The organism is Paeniglutamicibacter sp. MACA_103 (assembly GCF_045798555.1).
In the GTDB taxonomy this organism is placed as follows: domain Bacteria; phylum Actinomycetota; class Actinomycetes; order Actinomycetales; family Micrococcaceae; genus Paeniglutamicibacter.
The window spans coordinates 26,610-45,892 of sequence record NZ_JBIXLN010000017.1; the positions used below are offsets into that span (position 1 = coordinate 26,610).

Here is a 19,283-nt window from a genome sequence, read left to right on the forward strand (position 1 = left end):
TGTTAGATTGGTGCGATCACTACGACGACGTGCAGGACGCAAGGGAGCGACATGACCGTGGAAGCACAGCCAAGCATGCAAAATGGTGCGAACGAAGCCCGCGAGGGCATCCTCGAACGCATGGGCCTGCCGCGCCCACTGCTCTGGGGTTTCGTCGGGCTGATGCTGTTCATGATCGGCGACGGCGTGGAGACCAACATCCTCACGCCGTTCCTGACCGCCGAGCACGGATTCACCATCCCCATGGCCGGGACGCTGGTCACCGTCTACGGCATTGCCGTGGCCATCGCGGCCTTCCTCTCCGCCTCGCTGTCAGACCTCTGGGGACCCCGGAAGGTCATGTTCATCGGCGCCGGCATCTGGGTGGCCTTCGAAATCCTCTTCCTGGTGGTGGCCCTGAACGCCTCCAGCGTGGCGCTGATCTTCATCGCCTACGGGCTGCGCGGCTTCGGATACCCCTTCTTCGCCTACGGGTTCCTGGTCTGGATCAGCGCCACCGCCAACGCCAAGCGGCTGGCCGTGGCCATTGGCTGGTTCTACGTCGCCTTCAGCGCCGGGCTTCCCACCCTCGGCGCCCTGACCGCCAGCGCCTCGCTGGACCTCTTCGGGCTGGACTACTACCAGACGCTCTGGATCTCCCTGGTGCTGGTGGTTGCCGGTGCCGCCGTGGCGCTGCTCGGGGTGAAGGAAAAGACCGGGCGCGGCCCGCTGGTGGCCAATTCCGACGAGGTGTTCAAGACCCTCGCCTTCGGCTTCACCCTGCTGCGCACCAACCGCAAGGCACTGATGGTCATGCTCACCCGCACCATCAACTCGATCCCCACCTACGGCATGGCGATCTTCTTCCCCGCCCTGTTCACCGACCAGTTCGGCTGGAGCGTGGGCCAGTTCCTGATCCTCACCACCGTCATCTACGCCGTGAACATCCCCTGCAACCTCTTCTTCGGCGCCCTGGGCGACAGGCTCGGCTGGAGCAAGACGGTGACATGGTGCGGCGCGGTGCTCTGCGCGGTCTCGATGCTCGGGCTCTACGTGGTCCCCGCCTTCGCAGTGTCCCGCGACTGGGACTCGGCCTATGCCCTGACGCTGCTCGTCGGAGCCTTCTTCGGCATCGGGCTGGCCGGGTTCGTACCCCTCTCGGCCATCGCGGTGTCCCTGGCCCCGAAAAACCCCGGTGCGGCCATGGCCTCCTACAACCTGGGCATCGGCGCCGCGGTATTCGCCGGACCGCTGCTGGTGGCCGTCCTCTACTCGGCCCTCGGCGCTGCGGGCATGGTCTATCTCTTTGCCGCCCTCTACCTGGTGGCGGCCGTGATGTCCCACGCCCTGCGTGGCACCCAGCCCGGCTTCAACGGCGTGCCGCTGCCGAAGCCCGAACGCGTTTCCTAGCAACCCGCGCCCCGACTTCCCCGATTTCACATTCGATCCAAGGAGCACCGAACCCGCCATGGAACTGAACAACACGGCCCTCGCGCACATCCCCGCCCCGGTGGCCGTCCCCGGCTACGACCGCTCCGCGGTGAGCGCCGGCATCATCCACTTCGGCGTCGGCGGCTTCCACCGGGCGCACCAGGCCATGTACCTGGATGAGCTCATGAACCAGGGCAAGGCGCTGGACTGGGGCATCCGGGGCATGGGCGTCATGCCCTCGGACGTGCGGATGCGCGACGCGCTGGCGGCCAGCGACGGCCTCTACACCCTGGTGGTGAAGAACCCCGACGGCACCCGCGAGGTCCGGGTCATCGGCTCCATCATCGACTACGTCTTCGCCCCCGAGGACCCTGCCGCCGCCGTCGAGGCACTGGCCGACCCCGCCATCCGCATCGTCTCGCTCACCGTGACCGAGGGCGGCTACAACGTCCACCCGGTCACCGGGGAATTCGACCTTGCCAACCCCGCCATCGCCGCGGACCTGGCCGACCCCGCAACCCCGGGCACCACCTTCGGACTGATCAGCGCCGGACTGAAGCTGCGCCGCGAGCGCGGCATCGCCCCGTTCACGGTCATGAGCTGCGACAACATCCAGGGCAACGGCGAGGTCGCGCACAAGATGTTCGGCGCCTTCGCCTCGGCCCTGGATGCCGAATTCGGCACCTGGGTCGAGGCCAACGTGCCCTTCCCCAACTCCATGGTCGACCGCATCACCCCGGTCACCACCGACGCGGACCGGGCGGATGTCGCCCAGCGCTACGGCATCGACGACGCGTGGCCGGTGGTGTGCGAGGACTTCACCCAGTGGGTGCTGGAGGACAAGTTCGTCTCCGGCCGCCCGCCCTACGAGGATGCCGGGGTGCGGCTGGTCGCCGACGTGGTCCCGTACGAGCTGATGAAGCTGCGCCTGCTCAACGCCACCCACCAGGGCCTGTGCTACTTCGGGCACCTGGCCGGGTACCGCGCGGTGCACGACGTGGCCCGCAACCCGCTCTTCGCCAACTTCCTGCTCCGCTACATGGACGAAGAGGCGACCCCCACCCTGGCGCCGCTGCCCGGCGTGGACCTGGCCGCCTACAAGCTCAAGCTCATCGAGCGCTACAGCAACGAGTACGTGGCCGACACCGTGGCCCGCTTGTGCGCCGAGTCCTCGGACCGCATCCCGAAGTGGCTGATCCCGGTAGTCCGCGAGAACCTGGCCGCGGGCCGCCCGGTTGCACTGTCGGCCGCGATCGTGGCTTCCTGGGCGCGCTATGCCGAGGGCACCGACGAGCAGGGCAACGCGATCACGGTGGTGGACCGCCTCGCCGATGAACTGCGCGCCGTGGCCGGTGAGAACCGCGAAAACCCGACGGCGTTCATTGCGCAGCGCGAGCTCTTCGGCGACATCGTCGATGACGAGGCCTTCGCCGCACCGTACCGCGCCGCGCTCGCCTCGCTGCACGAGCACGGTTCACTCGCCACGCTCGAGGCGATCATGGCCGGGGAGCCGGCCGCCCAGTAGCCGCATTCCCCCTTTCGGCGCCGGATGCAGCAAGGCCCGGCCCCCGGGAGAATTTCCTCGGGGGCCGGGCCTTGGCGCGTGGAATCAGGCGCGCGCGTCCAACCAGGCGGCGGCTTCCTGCGCCAGCTGTGCCGGCGTGGCCGCGATGTCCAGCACCACTCCGGCTTCGTCGCTCTCCAGCGGCTCAAGCGTGGCCAGCTGGGATTCGAGCAGGCCCACCGGCATGAAGTGCCCGGGGCGGGCGCTCATGCGTTCGGTGAGCAGTTCGACGGTGCCGTGCAGGTGGATGAACACCGTGCCCGGGGCCTGCGCCCGGATCAGGTCGCGGTACTTGCGCTTGAGCGCCGAGCAGGCGATGACCATCGATCCGGATTCGGCCGAGCCGAGGCGTTCGCCGACCTCGCGCAGCCACGGTTCGCGGTCCTCGTCGTCCAGCGGGTGACCTGCGGCCATCTTCTCGATGTTGGCGGCCGGGTGCAGGGAATCCCCGTCGAGGAATCCCGCCCCCAGCTCCGCGCCCAGCAGCTCGCCCACGGTGGACTTGCCGCAGCCGGAGACACCCATGACGATGACCCGGTGCAGCATGGTGGACTTCTGCGTTTCCACGCCGTGCGCGACGGCTTCCATGACGTGCGCGCTCACCAGTCGTGGACGGTGCCGTCGATGAGACGGTTGTAGGGCAGGTAGGCCTGCTGGTACGGGTAGGACAGCGCGGCTTCCTCGTTGAACTCGACGCCCAGGCCCGGCTTGTTGCCCGGGTGCAGGTAGCCGTCCTCGAAGGTCATCGACTGCTCGAAGACCGTGTTGGTGGCGTCCGAGTGCTGCATGTACTCCTGGATGCCGTAGTTGTGGATGGCCAGGCCCACGTGCAGCTGGGCGGCGAAGCCCACCGGGGAGATGTCGGTCGGGCCGTGGAAGCCGGACTTGACCTGGTACTGGGCGGCGTAGTCCATGACCTTCTTCAGCGGCGAGATGCCGCCGAAGTGGGTGGAGGCGGCGCGCACGTAGTCGATGAGCTGTTCCTTGATCAGCGACTGGAAGTCGTAGACCGTGTTGAAGACCTCGCCGATGGCGATCGGGGTGGTGGTGTGCTGGCGGACCAGGCGCAGCGCCTCCTGGTTCTCGCCCGGGGTGCAGTCCTCGAGCCAGAACAGGTCGTAGGGCTCCAGCGACTTGCCGAGCTTGGCGGCCTGGATCGGGGTCATGCGGTGGTGGCCGTCGTGCAGCAGCGGGATCTCGGGGCCGAATTCGTTGCGCACGGCCTCGAAGACGGTCGGAAGGTGGCGCAGGTAGGCGCGGGTGTCCCAGTCCTCTTCCACCGGGTAGGCGCCGCGGCCGGCGGGCTCGTAGTCGTAGCGTTCGCCCGAGGCCTGGGTTTGGGCGGCAACGCCGTAGACGGCCTTGATGCCCGGGACGGCGGTCTGCACGCGGATGGACTTGTAGCCCAGTTCCAGGTGCTCGCGGATCGAGTCGAAGAGCTGCTCGGTGTCGGTGCCCGAGGCGTGGCCGTAGGCGCGCAGGCCGTTGCGCGAGGCGCCGCCCAGCAGCTGGTAGACCGGCATGTTCGCGGCCTTGCCCTTGATGTCCCACAGGGCCATGTCCACGGCGGCGATCGCGGCCATGGTGATCGGCCCGCGGCGCCAGTAGGAGGAGCGGTAGAGGAACTGCCAGGTGTCCTCGATGCGGTGCGCGTCCTTGCCGATGAGCAGCTGCGCGACGTGGTCCTTGAGGTAGGACGCGACCGCAAGCTCGCGGCCGTTCACGGTTGCGTCGCCGATGCCGACCAGGCCGGATTCGGTGGTGACCTTGAGGGTCACAAAGTTGCGTGACGGGCTGGTCACAAATACTTCTGCCTTGATGATTTTCATGGCAATCCTTTCAAATGCGCGGTGCAACGGTGCACCGTTGGTGACGGGGAGGAAAGTTAGTGGGTGAAGCGGCCGCGCAGGGCGTGGATGGCGGAGACGGTGTCGGCGTTCTTGGCCAGTTCCGCATCGATCACGGCCACCAGTGCCGCGGTCTGTTGCGGGGTCCCGGTGCCAAGGGAGGCATCGGACAGAACGGCTTCCAGGGCAGCGGCGTTCGCATCCGCGACCGGCGTTCCGGAGGCGCGTTGCGCCGCCAACTGGTCGCACCAGGCCGCCAGCAAGCGCAGGGCCGCGACGCCGTCGCGCCCGGCGGCCTGCTCGGCGCGGAACACCGGCAGCGCCCGTGCGGCGAGCTTGATCGATCCGTCCGTGGCGATCTGGGCCAGGTAGTGGGCGATGCGCGGGTTTTCGAAGCGTTCGCGCAGGGCCAGGCGGTATTCGGGGACCTTGAGTTCCGGCTCGGTGAGGTGCGCGGAGGCGGCATCCCAGAATTCCTCGACCCAGCCGGAAACGGCGGGGTCGGCCAGGGCCTCGGCGACGGTGGCGTGTCCGCGCAGCTGCCCGGCAAAGGACATGAGCGTGTGGGCGCCGTTGAGCAGCCACAGCTTGCGGCGCTCGAAGGCCTCCAGGTCCGCGACGAACTGCGCGCCGGCCTTTTCCCAGGCGGGACGCCCGGCCGGGAAATCGCCGGAGAGCACCCAGGAGGAAAACGGCTCGGTGACCACCGGGGACACATCCCTGAAGCCGGTCTCGGCCGCCACCGTGGCGCGGTCAGCGTCGGTGGTGCGCGGGGTGATGCGGTCGATGGAGGTGTCGACGAACGACACGTTCGCATCGATCCAGCGGGCCAGCTCGGTGTCGATGGCCTGCGCGAAGCCGAGGATGCCGGCGCGGGTGACCGCTCCGTTTCCCGGCAGGTTGTCGCAGGAGACAATGGCCAGCGGCCAGCCGTCGCCGGAGCGGCGGGCGGCAAGGCCCACGAGGATCCGTGCCGCCGCGGTGGAGAGCTTCAGCTGGCCGAAGTCCGCCGCAGTGCTGGCGAAGAGGCCGGCGTCGTAGCGTTCGCGCAGCACCGACATGTCGGCCCGCACCGCCGCGTCGTCCAGGTCCAGCGCCGGTTCGCCGGCGCCGGCGGCCATCTTGTAGCCGGCCTCGGTGATGGTCAGGGTGAGGATCGCGGTGGACGGGCTGGCCAGCAGGGTGGTCAGGGCCGCCATGTCGTTTCCGTCGTGTGCCTCCACGATGGAATCGATGACCTCGAAGCTGTCGGCCTCCGCCTCGCGGCGGATCAGGGTGAACAACCCGTCCTGCGAGGCGAGCTCCCGGGCGGCGGTCGCGCTGCGTCCGGTGAACGCGGCGATCCCCCAGCCGTCGTTCGCCTTGGCGGTGTACCAGGCCTGGTGGGCGCGGTGGAAGGCGCCCAGCCCGATGTGCACCATGCGTACCTCGGCCTTGGGCGCGGGGTGGGTGGTGCGGTTCAGTTCCACGGTTTCCTTCGTTTGGGTGCTCACAGCTTGAAAGCCCGGCGCGGTGCGGCGTCGACGATGTCGACGATGATCTCGTGCGCGCGTTCCTCGGTGATCCGGTGCTCGGCGACCAGGCGGGCCAGGAAGGAGGCCTCCACGCGGCGCGAGGCGTCGTGACGAGCCGGGATCGAGCAGAAGGCGCGGGTGTCGTCGATGAAACCGGAGGACCGGGAGAAGCCGGCGGTCTCGGTGACGGCGGAGCGGAAGCGCATCATCGCATCCGGTGCATCCAGGAACCACCAGGGCGCCCCGATGAACACCGACGGGTAGAACCCTGCCAGCGGTGCGATCTCGCGGGAGAACACGGTCTCGTCGATGGTGAAGGGGATGAAGTGGAAGCCCTTGGCGGTGCCGAAGTCGTTGAGCATTGGCTGCAGGCCGGTGGCGAAGTCCACGGCGAAGGGGATGTCGTGCCCGGTGTCGCCGCCAAACCTGTTCAGCGTGGCGGTGTGGGTGTTGCGGTGCACGCCGGGGTGCATGGTCATGACCAGGCCGTCTTCAACTGCCATGGCCGCCTGCTGGTACATCATGTGCGCCTCGAAGGCGAAGGCCTCGGCGGTGGTGGCGGTGCCGGCCATGCCCTTGGCAAAGAGCGCGGCTGCCTCGTCACGGGAAAGCTTGAGCGTGGCCGCGGAGTGCGAGCCGTGGTCCGAGGACACCGCCCCGTGCTCGACGAAGTACGCACGGCGGTTGGCCATCGCGGCCATGTAGCCGTCGTAGCCGGTGGCCCCCTGGCCGGCGGCTTGGATCAGCGCGTCGGCCTTGGCGGCGAAGTCGGCGCCCCAGAACTTGATGTAGGCGTCGGGGCGGAAGGTCGGCAGCACGCGGGAGGTGAAGGATGCGTCGTCGGCCAGCGCGCGGTGCGCGGCCAGGTCGTCCAGCGGGTCGTCCGTGGTGGCCATGACCTCGATGTTGAAGGAGTCCATCAGCGCACGCGGGCGGAAGCCCGGCTCGTCGATCTTCGCCTGCAGCGCGTTGAACGTCGCCTCGGCGGTTTCCTCGCGGATGTCCAGATCGTCGATGCCGAAGACGTCGACGAATTCCTGGCGCAGCCAGTAGCCCGATGCGGTGCCGTCGAAGGCCTTCCAGTTCTTGGCGAAGGTGCGCCAGGCGTCCAGCGCGCTGACCTCCGAGGTGCCGCCGACGCGAAGCTGTTCCAGCGGGACGCCGTTGGCGTGCAGCAGGCGGGTCACGTAGTGGTCCGGGCTCAGCAGCAGCGCTGCGGGATCCGGGAACGGGGTGTCGTTGGCGATCATCGCCGCGTCCACGTGGCCATGCGGCGAAATGATGGGCAGGTTTTCCACGTCTTTGTGGAGCGACCGGGCTATCTCGCGGACACCGGGGTCTGCGGGCAGGAGCCGATCGGCGTGGTTCGCAATCGAGGAAGGCATGTATTGATCGTCCGTATCCGTGGCAGGTATTGGCAACAAGTTGCCATGAGTTGCACCACTAGTCCCGCGGCGCGGTTTTCCCCTAGTTGCGGGGGCGTGCGGTGGAGCCGCGCAGCACCAGCCGGGTCGGCAGCACCACGGCCTGTTCGTGCGTGGAAACGGCGCCCCGTGAAATCGCCAAAAGGCTGCGCACCGCGGTGGCCCCCAGGGCGTGCAGGGGCGCCGCCACGCTGGAAAGCCCCGGGACGATCAACGAGGCGCCCGAGGAGTTGTCGAAGCCAATGATCGAGAAATCCTCCGGGATGCCGAAGCCATTGGCCTGCAGCCTGCGCATCAGCCCGAGGGCCAGCTGGTCGTTGTAGGCCAACACCGCGGTGGCCTTTCCCGTGGCAACCTTGTCCGCCGCCCGCGCCCCGCCGTCCATGGTGGGTGCGGCGGATTCGACCTTGGTGATGCGCACGTCGAGCTCCAGGCCCGCCTGTTTCACGGCTCCCCAGCGCATGGAGTCCGCCCACGAGGCCTCGGGGCCGGACAGGTAGGAAACCTCCTGGTGGCCCAGTTCCTTGAAGTGCTCGATGGCCCGGCGCACCCCGCGCACGTTGTCGGTGATCACGCTGGCCACACCCTTGACCCCGCGGTTCATCACCACCGTGGGCTTTTGCTTGGCCATGGCCCGGATCGCGGCGTCGGACATGCGCGAACTGCTGAGCACGATGCCGTCCACGATGTCCATGGAGCGCTCGATCGCCTCGCGCTCGATGACGCCGGATTCCCGGGTGTGCGCCAGGAGCATGGTGTAGCCGTTCAAGGCGGCTTCCTCCTCGGCACCGCGGATCATCTCGAAGTAGACCGGGTTGGAAATATCGGCCACCACCAGGGCAATGGTCCCGCGCCGGCTGCGCCCTTGGGCCATCGGGCGGCGCACGCTCACCGCCTGGTAGCCGATCTCGTCGGCGACCTTGCGGATGCGTTCGGCCGTGGCAAAACTGACCCTGCCGGGACGCGCAAAGGCCCGCGAAACGGTGGACGCGGAAACCCCCACGATGCGCGCAACATCGTAGATCGTTGCCGGACGGGGTTCTTCGGGTTGGGGGCTCACCCTCCCATCCTTGCGCGCCCGGCCGATAGTTGAAAGTCCGTGGCAACTAGTGGCAACAATTGGCTCGCGGTGCGTTGTGGCGTACATCATCAATGCAACCGTCAATGTGGCCGGGAGATGCCGTTGCAGGCATCGCCTCGCAAGGGCTAAGGGGCAACGTGGCCCCCTCGCCGGCCGGAAAGTAGCCTCCAGAGATGAAACTTCGCGTATTGCGAGCCGTCGCCCTGGCATCAGCAGCCGTACTTGGTCTAAGTGCGTGCACCGCTGGAGTCTCGGGGACCGCAGAAGCGGGAAAGACCATGGTTCTTTCCCTGAACCAATCAGAGTCGCACCCCTCGTACATTGCCCTGACCGGATTCGGCGAGCGCCTGAAGCAGGCCACCGACGGACGCTGGGACATCAAGGTCTACCCCAACGAGACCCTCGGCGCCCAGCAGGAGGTCATCCAACTGGTTTCCGACGGCTCGGTCGACATGGCCATCGCCTCGGGCACCCAGCTGGAAAACCTGAACCCGGATTTCGCAACGCTGAACCTCCCCACGGTCTTCAACAGCATCGAGCACCAGATCTCCGTGCTGCGCAACCCCGGAATCGTCGGCGAGCTGTTCTCCTCGCTCGAGGAATCCAAGAACCTCACGGTGCTCGGCGGCCTCACCCAGGGCGACCGGAACCTGTACACGGCGCAGGGGCCCATCGAGAAGCCGGCGGACCTGGCCGGCATGAAGGTCCGCGTCCAGGAATCGGACATCCACATCAAGATGGTCAACGCCATGGGCGGCTCCGCCACCCCGATGTCCTACGGCGAGGTCTACACCGCGATGCAGTCCGGCGTGCTTGACGGCGCCGAGAACAACGAGGTTTCCTACGTCACCCAGAAGCACAACGAGGTCGCAAAGCATGTGGCCCGCACCCGCCACCTGGTGGGCCTGGACTACATGCTCATCAACTCCGAACTCATGGAGAAGATGAACCCGCAGGACCGCGAGATCCTGGAAGCCGAATGGCAGAAGACCGTTGACGAGCACGTCAAGCTGTGGAAGACGGACACCCAGGCCGCCATCGACAAGGCCACCGCCTCCGGGACCAAGTTCAACGACGTCGACGAAGAGGCTTTCCGCAAGGCACTGGCCCCCGTGGTCGAAGGCGCCCTGAAGGGCGATGAGGCCCACGAACTCTACGACAACATCAAGGAGGCCGGAAAGTGAACGCGGTGAAGGCAGTCCTCGACGCCACCCTGAAGTGGCTGTGTGTCATCCTATTCAGCGCCCTCGTGCTGGTGGTCTGCTGGCAGGTCTTTAGCCGCCAGGTCATGCACGCCCCCGCCACCTGGACCACGTCCCTGGCCCAGTACCTCTTTGTCTGGCTGGCCCTCTTCGGTTCCGCCTACGTCTTTTCCGACCGCGGGCACATTGCCGTGGACTTCCTGGTCCGGGCCCTCAAGATCAATGAGAAGCGCACCACCGAGGTCTTCGTCCAGGTCGTCATCCTGCTATTCGCGGTGTTCGTGCTGATCTACGGCGGCATCCGCGGCGTCGACATGACCTGGAGCCAGAAGATCTCCGGGCTTCCGCTGAACATCGGCGCCATGTACCTGGCCCTGCCGATCTCCGGGCTCATGACGGCATTCTACGCGATCCACCACCTGGTTGAGGCGCTGCACGGACGCGGCCTGCCCAACGACAACGACGAAGAAATCCGGGAGGCGATCTAGGTATGGATGCAGCACTTGTAGCAGGCATAGTCCTGGTCGTCGGCATCGCCGTGCTCTTGCTGGCACGCGTCCCGATTGCCGTGGCCGTGGGCATTTCCGCCTTCCTGGCCGTGGCCGCGGTTATCGGCCTGGAAAAGGCCTCCTTCGTCGCCGCACAGCGGATGTTCACCGGCATCAACTCCTTCACGCTCTTGGCGATCCCGTTCTTCATCCTGGCCGGCGTGCTGATGAACAACGGCGGCATCGCCGGGCGCCTCATCGATGCGGCCAAGGTCTTGGTCGGACGCACCCCGGGTTCCCTGGCCCAGACCAACGTCGTGGCCAACGCCCTCTTCGGCTCGGTCTCCGGTGCCGCAGTCGCCTCGGCCGCAGCCGTCGGCGGGGTCATCGGCCCGCGCCAGCGCAAGGAAGGCTACGACAGGAACTTCTCCGCGGCCGTCAACATCGCCTCGGCACCCTCGGGCATGCTGATCCCGCCGTCGAACACCCTGATCGTGTACTCGCTGGTCTCCAGCACCTCGATTGCCACGCTCTTCGTCGCCGGCTATATCCCGGGCATCCTGTGGGCCCTGGCCTGCATGCTTGTCGTGTGGCTCTACGTGCGCAAGCGCCCGGAACTAAAGAACCACACCAAGGTCTCCCTGCCGGTGGCGCTGCTGACCATCTGGCGCGCGGTGCCCTCGATCCTGATGATCGTCATCGTCATCGGCGGTATCCTGGCCGGCGTCTTCACCCCGACCGAATCCGCCGCGATCGCCGTGGTGTACTGCCTGATCCTGGGGTTCGTCTACAAGGCCATCAAGGTCGGTGACCTTCCGCGCATCCTGATCGACGCCACGTTGACCACCGCGATCGTCATGCTGCTGGTGGGCGTGTCCACGATCATGGCCTGGGTCATGGCCTTCTCCGGCATTCCGGGAGCCATCTCCTCCGGTTTGCTGGGGCTGACCGATTCTCCGACGATGATCCTCATCCTGATCATGGTCATCCTGCTGATCGTCGGCACGTTCATGGACCCGACCCCGGCCATCCTGATCTTCGTGCCGATCTTCCTGCCGATCGTCACCACGTTCGGCGTGGACCCGATCCACTTCGGCATCATGGTCACGTTCAACCTCTGCCTGGGTACTATCACTCCGCCGGTGGGCAACGTGCTCTTCGTCGGCGCCCGGGTGGCGGGCCTGCGCGCCGAGCCTGTCATCAAGGCCCTGGTGCCGTTCTTCCTGGCCCTGGTGGCGATGCTCTTCGTCGTCACGTTCATCCCGCAACTGTCCATGTGGCTGCCGGACGTGCTGGGCCTGCTGGCCGAGTAGCGGCGAGCGCTTCAACCGCCTTGGCGCCGATGCGGTGCCGGAACCATTTACGGGTTCCGGCACCGCACTCGTTTAAGCCCGGGATTGCGTCAAGGAATTGAGCCAAGACCGCCCCGGTCCTCTGGGGTTCCCGGCGAAACCGGCGGCGGGTTTCCCGCGTCCTTTCGGGCTTCGGCCCTGCACTCCAATGAAGGCGGCGCAGCATGTCAAAGGCGCTTTTTTGGTGACCGACCGGTGCTTTTGGCAGGCGGAAAACCCGTGGATCGAGGGCAATATATGGCAACCACGTGCACTTTCACAGTGGTTCGCGTCACAGTGGATCTGCATCCAATGGCGGGCGTCACAACGGCCCCGTCATCGGTACTCGTACCCTGACTCAACGGAGAGCTCACCATGACTCGAATGTTCCCGCCGTCTTCGAAACGGCGCCGCACCGCGGCGGCCCTGGCACTGCCCCTGATACTCACCCTGGGGGCGACGTCCGCAAGCGCGCTGCCGCCGCAGGAGGGCACTGGCAAGCCCGCCCCCGCGGCCGTGGAAAAGAATGAAGGCAACCACGGAAAGCCGCCGACGCTCGGTGTCCGCATCAAGGACACCATCACGGTCAAGGGCCGCACATTCAAGGATCTCAACGCCAACGGCAAACTCGATCCCTACGAGGACTGGCGCCTGTCCGCCGGCGAGCGCGCGGCGAACCTGGTGTCGCTGATGACGCTGGAGGAGAAGTCCGGCCTCATGCTGATCGACACGCTCAATGCCGCCTGCGACCCCGTCACGAAGACGCGCGGCACCCTGGACCCCGCGGCAGCCGGCTACATCAACGACCAGAAGATGCACCGCTTCATCTTCCGCAACACCGTCACCAGTGAGGACCAGGCGGTGTGCGGCGCAACCGGCGGCGGCTTCCAGGCCAGCACGTCCCTGACGCCGCAGGAAGCGGCAACGTACATGAACTCCGTCCAGGAGCTCGGCGAGGCCACCCGCCTGGGCATCCCGATGCTCTACAAGTCCAACGCGCGCAACCACATCGACCCGAACGCGCGGGCCGGCATCAACGAATCCGCCGGCGCATTCACCGCCTTCCCCAAGGAGGCGGGCATTGCCGCCGCGGCACTCGGCGAGGAAGCGCTGCGCACCGGCGAGGCGCCCACCACCGGCGACATGTCGGTGGTGGAGGATTTCGCGAACGTCATGGGCGACGAGTGGGAGTCCATCGGGCTGCGCGGGATGTACGGCTACATGGCCGATCTCTCCACGGAGCCGCGCTGGTACCGCGCGCACGAAACGTTCACCGAGGACGCAGACCTGAACTCCAACATCATGACCACGCTCGTTCAGTCCCTGCAGGGCCCGCTCGATGCGGAAGGCTCCTCGCTGAGCCCGGAAACCCCCGTCGCGCTGACCATGAAGCACTTCCCGGGCGGCGGCCCGCAGGAGCTGGGCCTGGATGCCCACTACTCCTTCGGCAAGACCCAGGTCTACCCGGGCGACGGCTTCGGCTACCACCTCAAGCCCTTCGAGGCGGCCATCAAGGCCGGTGTCTCCTCGATCATGCCGTACTACGGCGCCCCGGTGGAGGTCACGCACGACGGGGTCACCTACGACTCGACCGGCATGGCCTTCTCCAAGCAGATCGTCAACGACCTGCTGCGCGACAAGCTCGGCTTTGCCGGCTACGTCAACTCCGACACCGGCATCATCAACGACCGCGCGTGGGGGCTGGAGGACAAGTCCGTTCCCGAGCGCGTGGCAGCGGCCGTCAACGGCGGCACCGACACCCTCTCCGGATTCCACGACGTCAAGACGATCACCGACCTGGTCGATTCCGGATTGGTGAGCGAGGAACGCATCACGCTGGCCGCCACGCGGCTGACCGAACCGCTGTTCAGCATGGGCCTGTTCGAAAACCCGTACGTCGATCCGGCGGTCGCCGGCGACACGATCGGCAGCGCGGCGAACCGCGAGGTGGGCCTGGAGTTGCAGCGCAAGTCCGCGGTCCTGTTGCAGAACAAGGAAGCGGCAGACGGAGACAAGGTCCTGCCGCTGAAGCCCGAATCGGACGTTTACGTCCTGGGTGAGATCTCCGAAGAGAAGGTCGCGGACTACGGCTACAACGTGACCAACGGCAACACCGAGGACCCGGCCGCACGGCCGAGCGCCGCGGACAGCGACGTCGCCCTGATCAACATCACGGTGAACAACAAGAACACCGGTTCGTACGTCAGCAACGATCCGGAATCGGGCATGAACCCCGAGCACATCAACCCCTCCAAGCTGGAGGGCGTGGAAGGACTGGACGGAAAGAGCCCGTACGGCGCCGCGGATGCCTGCGTGACCCAGGGCGCCGAGGAGTGCACCGATGACGGACTGCGCTTCGGCGGGTCGCTGCCGTGGGAGTCCAGCGTCCTGGACTTCACCGGCATGGCGGAGTCCGAGTCGTGGGAGATCACCCCGTCGCTGGACACCATCAAGCAGGTCATGAGCGAGGTCGAGGACCCGTCCAAGGTGGTCCTGCACGTCTACTTCCGCCAGCCGTTCGTCATGGACGAGGCCAGCGGCCTGCGTGACGCCGGTGCGATCGTGGCCGGATTCGGCATGAGCGACACCGCCCTGCTGGACGTCCTCTCGGGCAAGGTCGCCCCGCAGGGCCGGATGCCGTTCGCGCTGGCCGGAACTGCCGAGGCGATCCGCGAGCAGTTCAGCGACCTGCCCGGCTACAAGGAGACCACGGACGGCGAGCTCTACCCGTTCGGCTTCGGCCTGGGGTACTGATCCCCGCCGCACGATGCTGAAGCAGTAGCGGAAGGCATCCACCCCGCATCGGGGTGGATGCCTTCCGCTTTGCGGCTGCACGACCCCTGGCCGGAGGGCATCAGGCCTGGGCGTCGGCCCGCAACACCGCATCCAGCAGCCCGGGGAAACGCTCGTTGAGCACCTGGGCACGAAGGTTGCTCAAGATCGCGGTTCCGCGATAGTGCTGGGTGATGACACCCGACTCCCGTAGCACCCGGAAGTGGTGGGTCGAGGTCGACTTGGTCACCGGCAACTCGAAGGCAATGCAGGCCTGGTCTTCGTGGCCACCGGCCAGCTGCCGCACAATCCTCAGTCGCACCGGGTCGGCGAGCGCGGCAAGCACCGTTTCCAGGCGCAGCGTTTCCGGCTCCGGGTGCTCAAGGGTTCGCATGGCGCCTTCATTCCTTCCGTCAACGACACATTGATTGGTAGTACGACGATGATCGGACTAGCATTCAGGGGGTAGTACGTAATCCATCGTACCAACCCGAAGGAGTCCACCACATGACCCAGCTGTTCGAGCCGTTCACGATCCGTGGCACCACTTTTTCCAACCGCGCCTGGATGTCCCCCATGTGCACCTACTCGGCACTCCCCGACGGCGCGGGGATCGGCCAACCCAACGACTTCCACCTGGCCCACTACGCATCCCGCGCGGCCGGCGGCGTCGGCCTGGTGCTGGTCGAGGCGACCGGCGTCAGGCCCGAGGGGCGCATCTCACCATTCGACCTGGGGCTCTGGAACAACGGCCAGGTCGAGGCGCACCGCCGACTGGTCGATGCCATCGCCTCCACCGGTGCCGTGGCCGGGCTTCAGCTCGCCCACGCCGGCCGCAAGGCATCCATCGAGCGCCCATGGCTCGGCGGCGACCCGGTCTCCCCGGCCCAGGGAGGCTGGGACACCCTGGCTCCGAGCGCCGTTCAGTTCCCCGGCCTGCCCACCCCCGGCGAGATGACCATTGCCGATATCAAGGACGTCGTCGAGGCCTGGGGATCGGCGGCGCGGCGCGCCCTGGACGCGGGATACGAGGTCGTCGAGGTGCACGCCGCCCACGGCTACCTGCTCCACTCCTTCCTGTCCCCACTGAGCAACAAGCGCACCGACGCCTACGGCGGCCCCCTGGAAAACCGGGCCCGCATTGTCCTTGAGGCCATCGACGCGGTCCGCGCGGTGTGGCCGGCGGACAAGCCGGTGTTCCTGCGGATCTCCTCGACCGACTGGGTCGCCGAGGACGCGAACGACGAGCGCGAGGCCTGGACCGTGGAGGATTCAACGACCCTGGCCGGATGGGCGCACGAGCGCGGGGTCGACCTCGTCGACGCGTCCTCCGGCGGGCTCGTTCCGGCCAGCATCCCGCACACCGTCGATTACCAGAGTGCCAACGCGGCGGCGATCCGGAACTCGGTCGGGGACGGCGGGCCGGCCGTGGCAGCGGTGGGACGCATCACCGATCCCGTCCAGGCCAACGAACTCGTCGCCGGCGGCTCGGCCGACGCGGTGTTCCTGGGGCGCGCGCTCTTGCGCGATGCGTCCTGGGCCAACAACGCCGCAGCCGCCCTGGGCGCCGAGGGGCGCTTCATCCTGCAGTACGACTACGCCGTGTAGTCCGCCGGGGCGGAGGTCGTCACGCCTGAAGGCCTCCGCCCCGTACGCCGCCGGCTCCTCAGTGCTCCGGGTGCTCGGGGTGCAGGGGCGAATGCGGCGCCTTTCTGGTCTCCCGACTGACTTTGCCCCCCCGCTTCCGACGCCGGGGCGGTGGCTCGCGGGGGGGGGCTTAGACGACCACTGCCCGACCTGTTGAAACAGTTCGGGCAGTGGTCGTGCAGGAGATCGTGCTCGTGCGGTTCTTCTACTTGTTCAGCGCGGGCACTGCCTGCTCGCTGAAAGCGGGCATGACCTGCTCGATGAACAGTTCCAGTGAGCGCTTCTTTTCCTCATGGCTGAGGGTGTTGTCGGCCCAGAAGCTGTACTCGGTGACTCCCAGCTCCTCGTAGCGGCGCAGGCGCTCGATCACCTCCGCGGGGGTGCCGATCATGGCGGTCTTGTGCAGGGACTCCACCGAGAACTCGGGGCGGACCTCGAACTTCTCCACCGGGCTGGGTTCCAGGAAGCCATTTTCCGGGACGGTCTTGTTGCCAAACCAGGCGTCGAAGGAACGGTAGAACTTCTGGATTCCCTCGGCCGCCGGACGCCAGCCCTCGGTGTCCGCTTCCGAATGCACGTGGGTGTGGCGCAGGACCATGATGTCCGGACGGCGTTCGATTTCCGGGTGGTTGGCAATGGCGGTTTCGTATTTCTCCACCAATGACGCGACTTCCTCGTCGCCCTTCATCAGCGGGGTGACCATGACATTGCAGCCGGTGGCCACGGCGAAGTCGTGGGATTCGGGGCTGCGGGCGGCAACCCAGACCGGGAGGTCCTTCTGCACCGGCTTCGGGACGCTCGTCGAGGTCGGGAACTGCCACACCTTGCCGTCGTGGGCGTAGTCCCCGGCCCACAATGCCTTCATGGCAGGGATGATCTCACGCAGGTGGTCGCCGCCGTCCGCCGCTGGCAGGCCGCCAAGCATGCGGTCGAACTCGAATTGGTAGGCCCCGCGTGCCACGCCCACTTCGGCGCGGCCGCCGCTGATGACGTCGAGCAGCGCCAGTTCCCCGGCGGCACGGATCGGGTTCCAGAACGGGGCGATGATGGTGCCGGAGCCGAGCCTGATCTTCGAGGTCTTGGCCGCCAGGTAGGCCAGCTGGGGCAGCGGGTTCGGCGAGACGGTGTACTCCATCGCGTGGTGCTCGCCGATCCAGATCGTGCCGAAGCCACCTTCCTCGGCCATGAGGGCCAGTTCGACGAGGTTCGCCCAGTGGTCCTCGTAGGAAATGGAATCGTCGTAGCGCTCCATGTGAACAAACAGCGAAAAACGCATCAGGCGTCCTTTCAGAAATTAGTGGCTTGCAGAAGAAGCGTCGCGCTCGGCAATGGTCACGTTTTGGCGTGACCAATGTGCGCGTTCGACTTCCCTGACGATTACGGTGACATTCTCGGGTGCTGCGTCGACGGTGGAAACCGCAGCCTGGTGCAGCGCGTCGATGAAGGCCCGCAGCTGTTCCGGGCTGCGGCCCCGGGCGATGGAAACATCGATCAGAGGCATCGGAGGTTTCCGCCCTATCCGCGCATGACGAAGGGGTCGGCCACCGGGCCCTCGTCGGTGTTGATCCACACGCTCTTCAGTCGCGTGTACTCGTACATCGACTCGATGCCGTGTTCGATTCCCACCCCGGAGCTCTTGAAGCCCTGCCGCGGGGACATCGGGGACATGGCCCGGTAAGTGTTGACCCAAATGGTGCCGGCCTCCAGCCTCCGCGCGACGCGGTGCGCCGTGGCCAGGTTCTGGGTCCATACGCCGGCGGCCAGGCCGTACTCGGTGTCGTTGGCCATGGCGAGCAGCTCGTCCTCGTGTTCGAAGGGCATGATGGCCGCCACCGGGCCGAAGATTTCCTCCCGCACCACGCGCATGTCGTTGTCCACATCGGTCAGCACGGTCGGCTCGTAGAAGTAGCCGGGCAGCTCGAGGCCCTCCGGGCGTCCTCCGCCGGTGTGCACCGTCGCGCCTTCCGCCGCTCCGATCTTCACGTATGACGAGACCTTTTCGAGCTGGTCGGCGAAGGCCAGCGGTCCAAGCTCCGTGTCGTCCAGCAGCGGATCCCCGATGCGGATCGAGCGGGCCCGCTCGGTGACCCGTTCCAGCAGTTCGTCGTAGACGGACTTGTGCGCAAAGACCCGGCTGCCGGCGATGCAGGTCTGGCCCGCTGCGGCGTAGATGCCTGCAACGACACCCATCGCCGCGTTCGCCACATTGGCATCGCCGAAGACGATGTTCGGGCTTTTGCCGCCCAGCTCCAGCGTGCACCCGATGAACCGGCTGGCCGCTTGGGCGGCGATGTGCGAGCCGGTCCCGGTGGAACCGGTGAACGAGATCTTGGCAATCTTCGGATGGCTCACCAGGGCCGCGCCGGCCTCGGCGCCCAGACCTGTCACCACGTTGATGGCACCGGCGGGGAATCCGGCCTGGTCGGCAAGCTCGGCCAGGAGCAGGACCGTGCGCGAGGTGTACTCGCTCGGCTTGATCACCACGGTGTTCCCGGCTGCCAACGCAGGGGCGATCTTGGAGGTGGTCAGCGTCAACGGCGAATTCCACGGGGTGATGGCCCCGACCACCCCGAGAGCCTCGCGCTGGGTGTAGTTCAGGATGTCCGGGTTGGTGCTCGGGATCTGCGAGCCCTGGATCTTGTCGGCCAGCCCGGCGTAATAGTAGAAGTACTCGGGCAGCATGCGCATCTGCCCGCGCATCTCGCGCAGCAGTTTTCCGTTGTCCAGGCTTTCGCACATCGCCAGCTGCTCGGCGTTCTCGCCGACCAGGTCGCCGAGGCGACGCAGCAGGTGCCCGCGCGCGGTGGCCCCGATCCGCTTCCACGCGGCGGACTCGAAGGTGCGGTGCGCTGCGGCGACCGCCCGGTCCACGTCCGCGGCGTTGCCGCGGGCGGCCTCGTAAAGCACCTCGAGCGTGGCCGGGTTGGTGCTGGCGAAGTAGGTTTCCGCCGACGGGGCGACGTGTTCTCCGTCGATGAAATGGGTGAGGCGGTCAGTCACGGG

The 19,283-nt window shown here is 67.0% G+C and carries 16 protein-coding genes; 7 read left to right on the plus strand and 9 right to left on the minus strand.

Going from position 1 to position 19,283, the window contains the following annotated elements; all coding sequences use genetic code 11:
• Positions 1–51: 51 nt before the first annotated feature.
• Together ACIPVK_RS09890 and ACIPVK_RS09895 are read left to right on the plus strand one after the other, a co-directional pair.
• On the plus strand, positions 52–1,389 hold the full coding sequence (locus ACIPVK_RS09890; protein WP_407611806.1) for an MFS transporter: 1,338 nt from the start codon (positions 52–54) through the stop codon (positions 1,387–1,389).
• A 58-nt stretch (positions 1,390–1,447) separates the two neighbouring features.
• On the plus strand, positions 1,448–2,935 hold the full coding sequence (locus ACIPVK_RS09895; RefSeq protein WP_407611807.1) for a mannitol dehydrogenase family protein: 1,488 nt from the start codon (positions 1,448–1,450) through the stop codon (positions 2,933–2,935).
• A gap of 84 nt (positions 2,936–3,019) precedes the next feature.
• Here the strand turns inward: ACIPVK_RS09895 and ACIPVK_RS09900 are convergent, their stop codons facing one another.
• The 5 genes from ACIPVK_RS09900 to ACIPVK_RS09920 form a co-directional block, all read right to left on the minus strand.
• Positions 3,020–3,577, minus strand: coding sequence for a gluconokinase (locus tag ACIPVK_RS09900; protein WP_407611808.1), 558 nt, complete (start codon positions 3,575–3,577; stop codon positions 3,020–3,022).
• On the minus strand, positions 3,574–4,803 hold the full coding sequence (gene manD, locus ACIPVK_RS09905; RefSeq protein WP_407611809.1) for a D-mannonate dehydratase ManD: 1,230 nt from the start codon (positions 4,801–4,803) through the stop codon (positions 3,574–3,576). Before manD ends, ACIPVK_RS09900 begins: the two co-directional genes overlap by 4 nt.
• A gap of 56 nt (positions 4,804–4,859) precedes the next feature.
• The gene (locus ACIPVK_RS09910; RefSeq protein ID WP_407611810.1) at positions 4,860–6,314 is read right to left on the minus strand and encodes a mannitol dehydrogenase family protein; all 1,455 of its coding nucleotides are present in this window, start codon (positions 6,312–6,314) and stop codon (positions 4,860–4,862) included.
• A complete protein-coding gene (uxaC, locus tag ACIPVK_RS09915; protein ID WP_407611811.1) occupies positions 6,311–7,720 on the minus strand; it encodes a glucuronate isomerase in 1,410 nt (469 codons plus the stop codon). The genes ACIPVK_RS09910 and uxaC overlap by 4 nt, the downstream gene beginning before the upstream one ends.
• An 82-nt stretch (positions 7,721–7,802) precedes the next feature.
• Positions 7,803–8,819: a LacI family DNA-binding transcriptional regulator gene (locus tag ACIPVK_RS09920; protein ID WP_407611812.1), complete on the minus strand. Its 1,017-nt coding sequence runs from the start codon at positions 8,817–8,819 to the stop codon at positions 7,803–7,805.
• Between the two features lie 299 nt (positions 8,820–9,118).
• Between ACIPVK_RS09920 and ACIPVK_RS09925 the strand changes: the two genes are divergently transcribed.
• From ACIPVK_RS09925 to ACIPVK_RS09940, 4 genes are all read left to right on the plus strand, one after another.
• Positions 9,119–10,024, plus strand: a complete 906-nt coding sequence (locus ACIPVK_RS09925; RefSeq protein WP_407611813.1) for a TRAP transporter substrate-binding protein — start codon at positions 9,119–9,121, stop codon at positions 10,022–10,024.
• Positions 10,021–10,530 (plus strand): TRAP transporter small permease, encoded by a 510-nt coding sequence (locus ACIPVK_RS09930; protein WP_407611814.1) that lies wholly within the window; start codon positions 10,021–10,023, stop codon positions 10,528–10,530. Before ACIPVK_RS09925 ends, ACIPVK_RS09930 begins: the two co-directional genes overlap by 4 nt.
• Positions 10,531–10,532: 2 nt before the next feature.
• Positions 10,533–11,843 (plus strand): TRAP transporter large permease, encoded by a 1,311-nt coding sequence (locus ACIPVK_RS09935; RefSeq protein ID WP_407611815.1) that lies wholly within the window; start codon positions 10,533–10,535, stop codon positions 11,841–11,843.
• Between the two features lie 393 nt (positions 11,844–12,236).
• Positions 12,237–14,615, plus strand: coding sequence for a glycoside hydrolase family 3 N-terminal domain-containing protein (locus ACIPVK_RS09940; RefSeq protein ID WP_407611816.1), 2,379 nt, complete (start codon positions 12,237–12,239; stop codon positions 14,613–14,615).
• Positions 14,616–14,715: 100 nt separating this feature from the next.
• Here ACIPVK_RS09940 and ACIPVK_RS09945 read toward each other — a convergent pair whose 3' ends face one another.
• Positions 14,716–15,027: an ArsR/SmtB family transcription factor gene (locus tag ACIPVK_RS09945; protein WP_407611817.1), complete on the minus strand. Its 312-nt coding sequence runs from the start codon at positions 15,025–15,027 to the stop codon at positions 14,716–14,718.
• A 113-nt stretch (positions 15,028–15,140) separates the two neighbouring features.
• Between ACIPVK_RS09945 and ACIPVK_RS09950 the strand changes: the two genes are divergently transcribed.
• Positions 15,141–16,241, plus strand: coding sequence for an NADH:flavin oxidoreductase/NADH oxidase (locus tag ACIPVK_RS09950; protein WP_407611818.1), 1,101 nt, complete (start codon positions 15,141–15,143; stop codon positions 16,239–16,241).
• A gap of 244 nt (positions 16,242–16,485) precedes the next feature.
• Here the strand turns inward: ACIPVK_RS09950 and ACIPVK_RS09955 are convergent, their stop codons facing one another.
• The 3 genes from ACIPVK_RS09955 to ACIPVK_RS09965 are packed head-to-tail and all read right to left on the minus strand — an operon-like array spanning position 16,486 to position 19,280.
• Positions 16,486–17,556: an LLM class flavin-dependent oxidoreductase gene (locus tag ACIPVK_RS09955; RefSeq protein ID WP_407611819.1), complete on the minus strand. Its 1,071-nt coding sequence runs from the start codon at positions 17,554–17,556 to the stop codon at positions 16,486–16,488.
• An 18-nt stretch (positions 17,557–17,574) separates the two neighbouring features.
• Positions 17,575–17,781 carry a 4-oxalocrotonate tautomerase family protein gene (locus ACIPVK_RS09960; RefSeq protein ID WP_407611820.1) on the minus strand — a complete coding sequence of 69 codons (207 nt, stop codon included), beginning with the start codon at positions 17,779–17,781 and terminating at the stop codon, positions 17,575–17,577.
• A 14-nt stretch (positions 17,782–17,795) separates the two neighbouring features.
• Positions 17,796–19,280 (minus strand): aldehyde dehydrogenase, encoded by a 1,485-nt coding sequence (locus tag ACIPVK_RS09965; RefSeq protein ID WP_407611821.1) that lies wholly within the window; start codon positions 19,278–19,280, stop codon positions 17,796–17,798.
• Between the last annotated feature and the right edge of the window lie 3 nt (positions 19,281–19,283).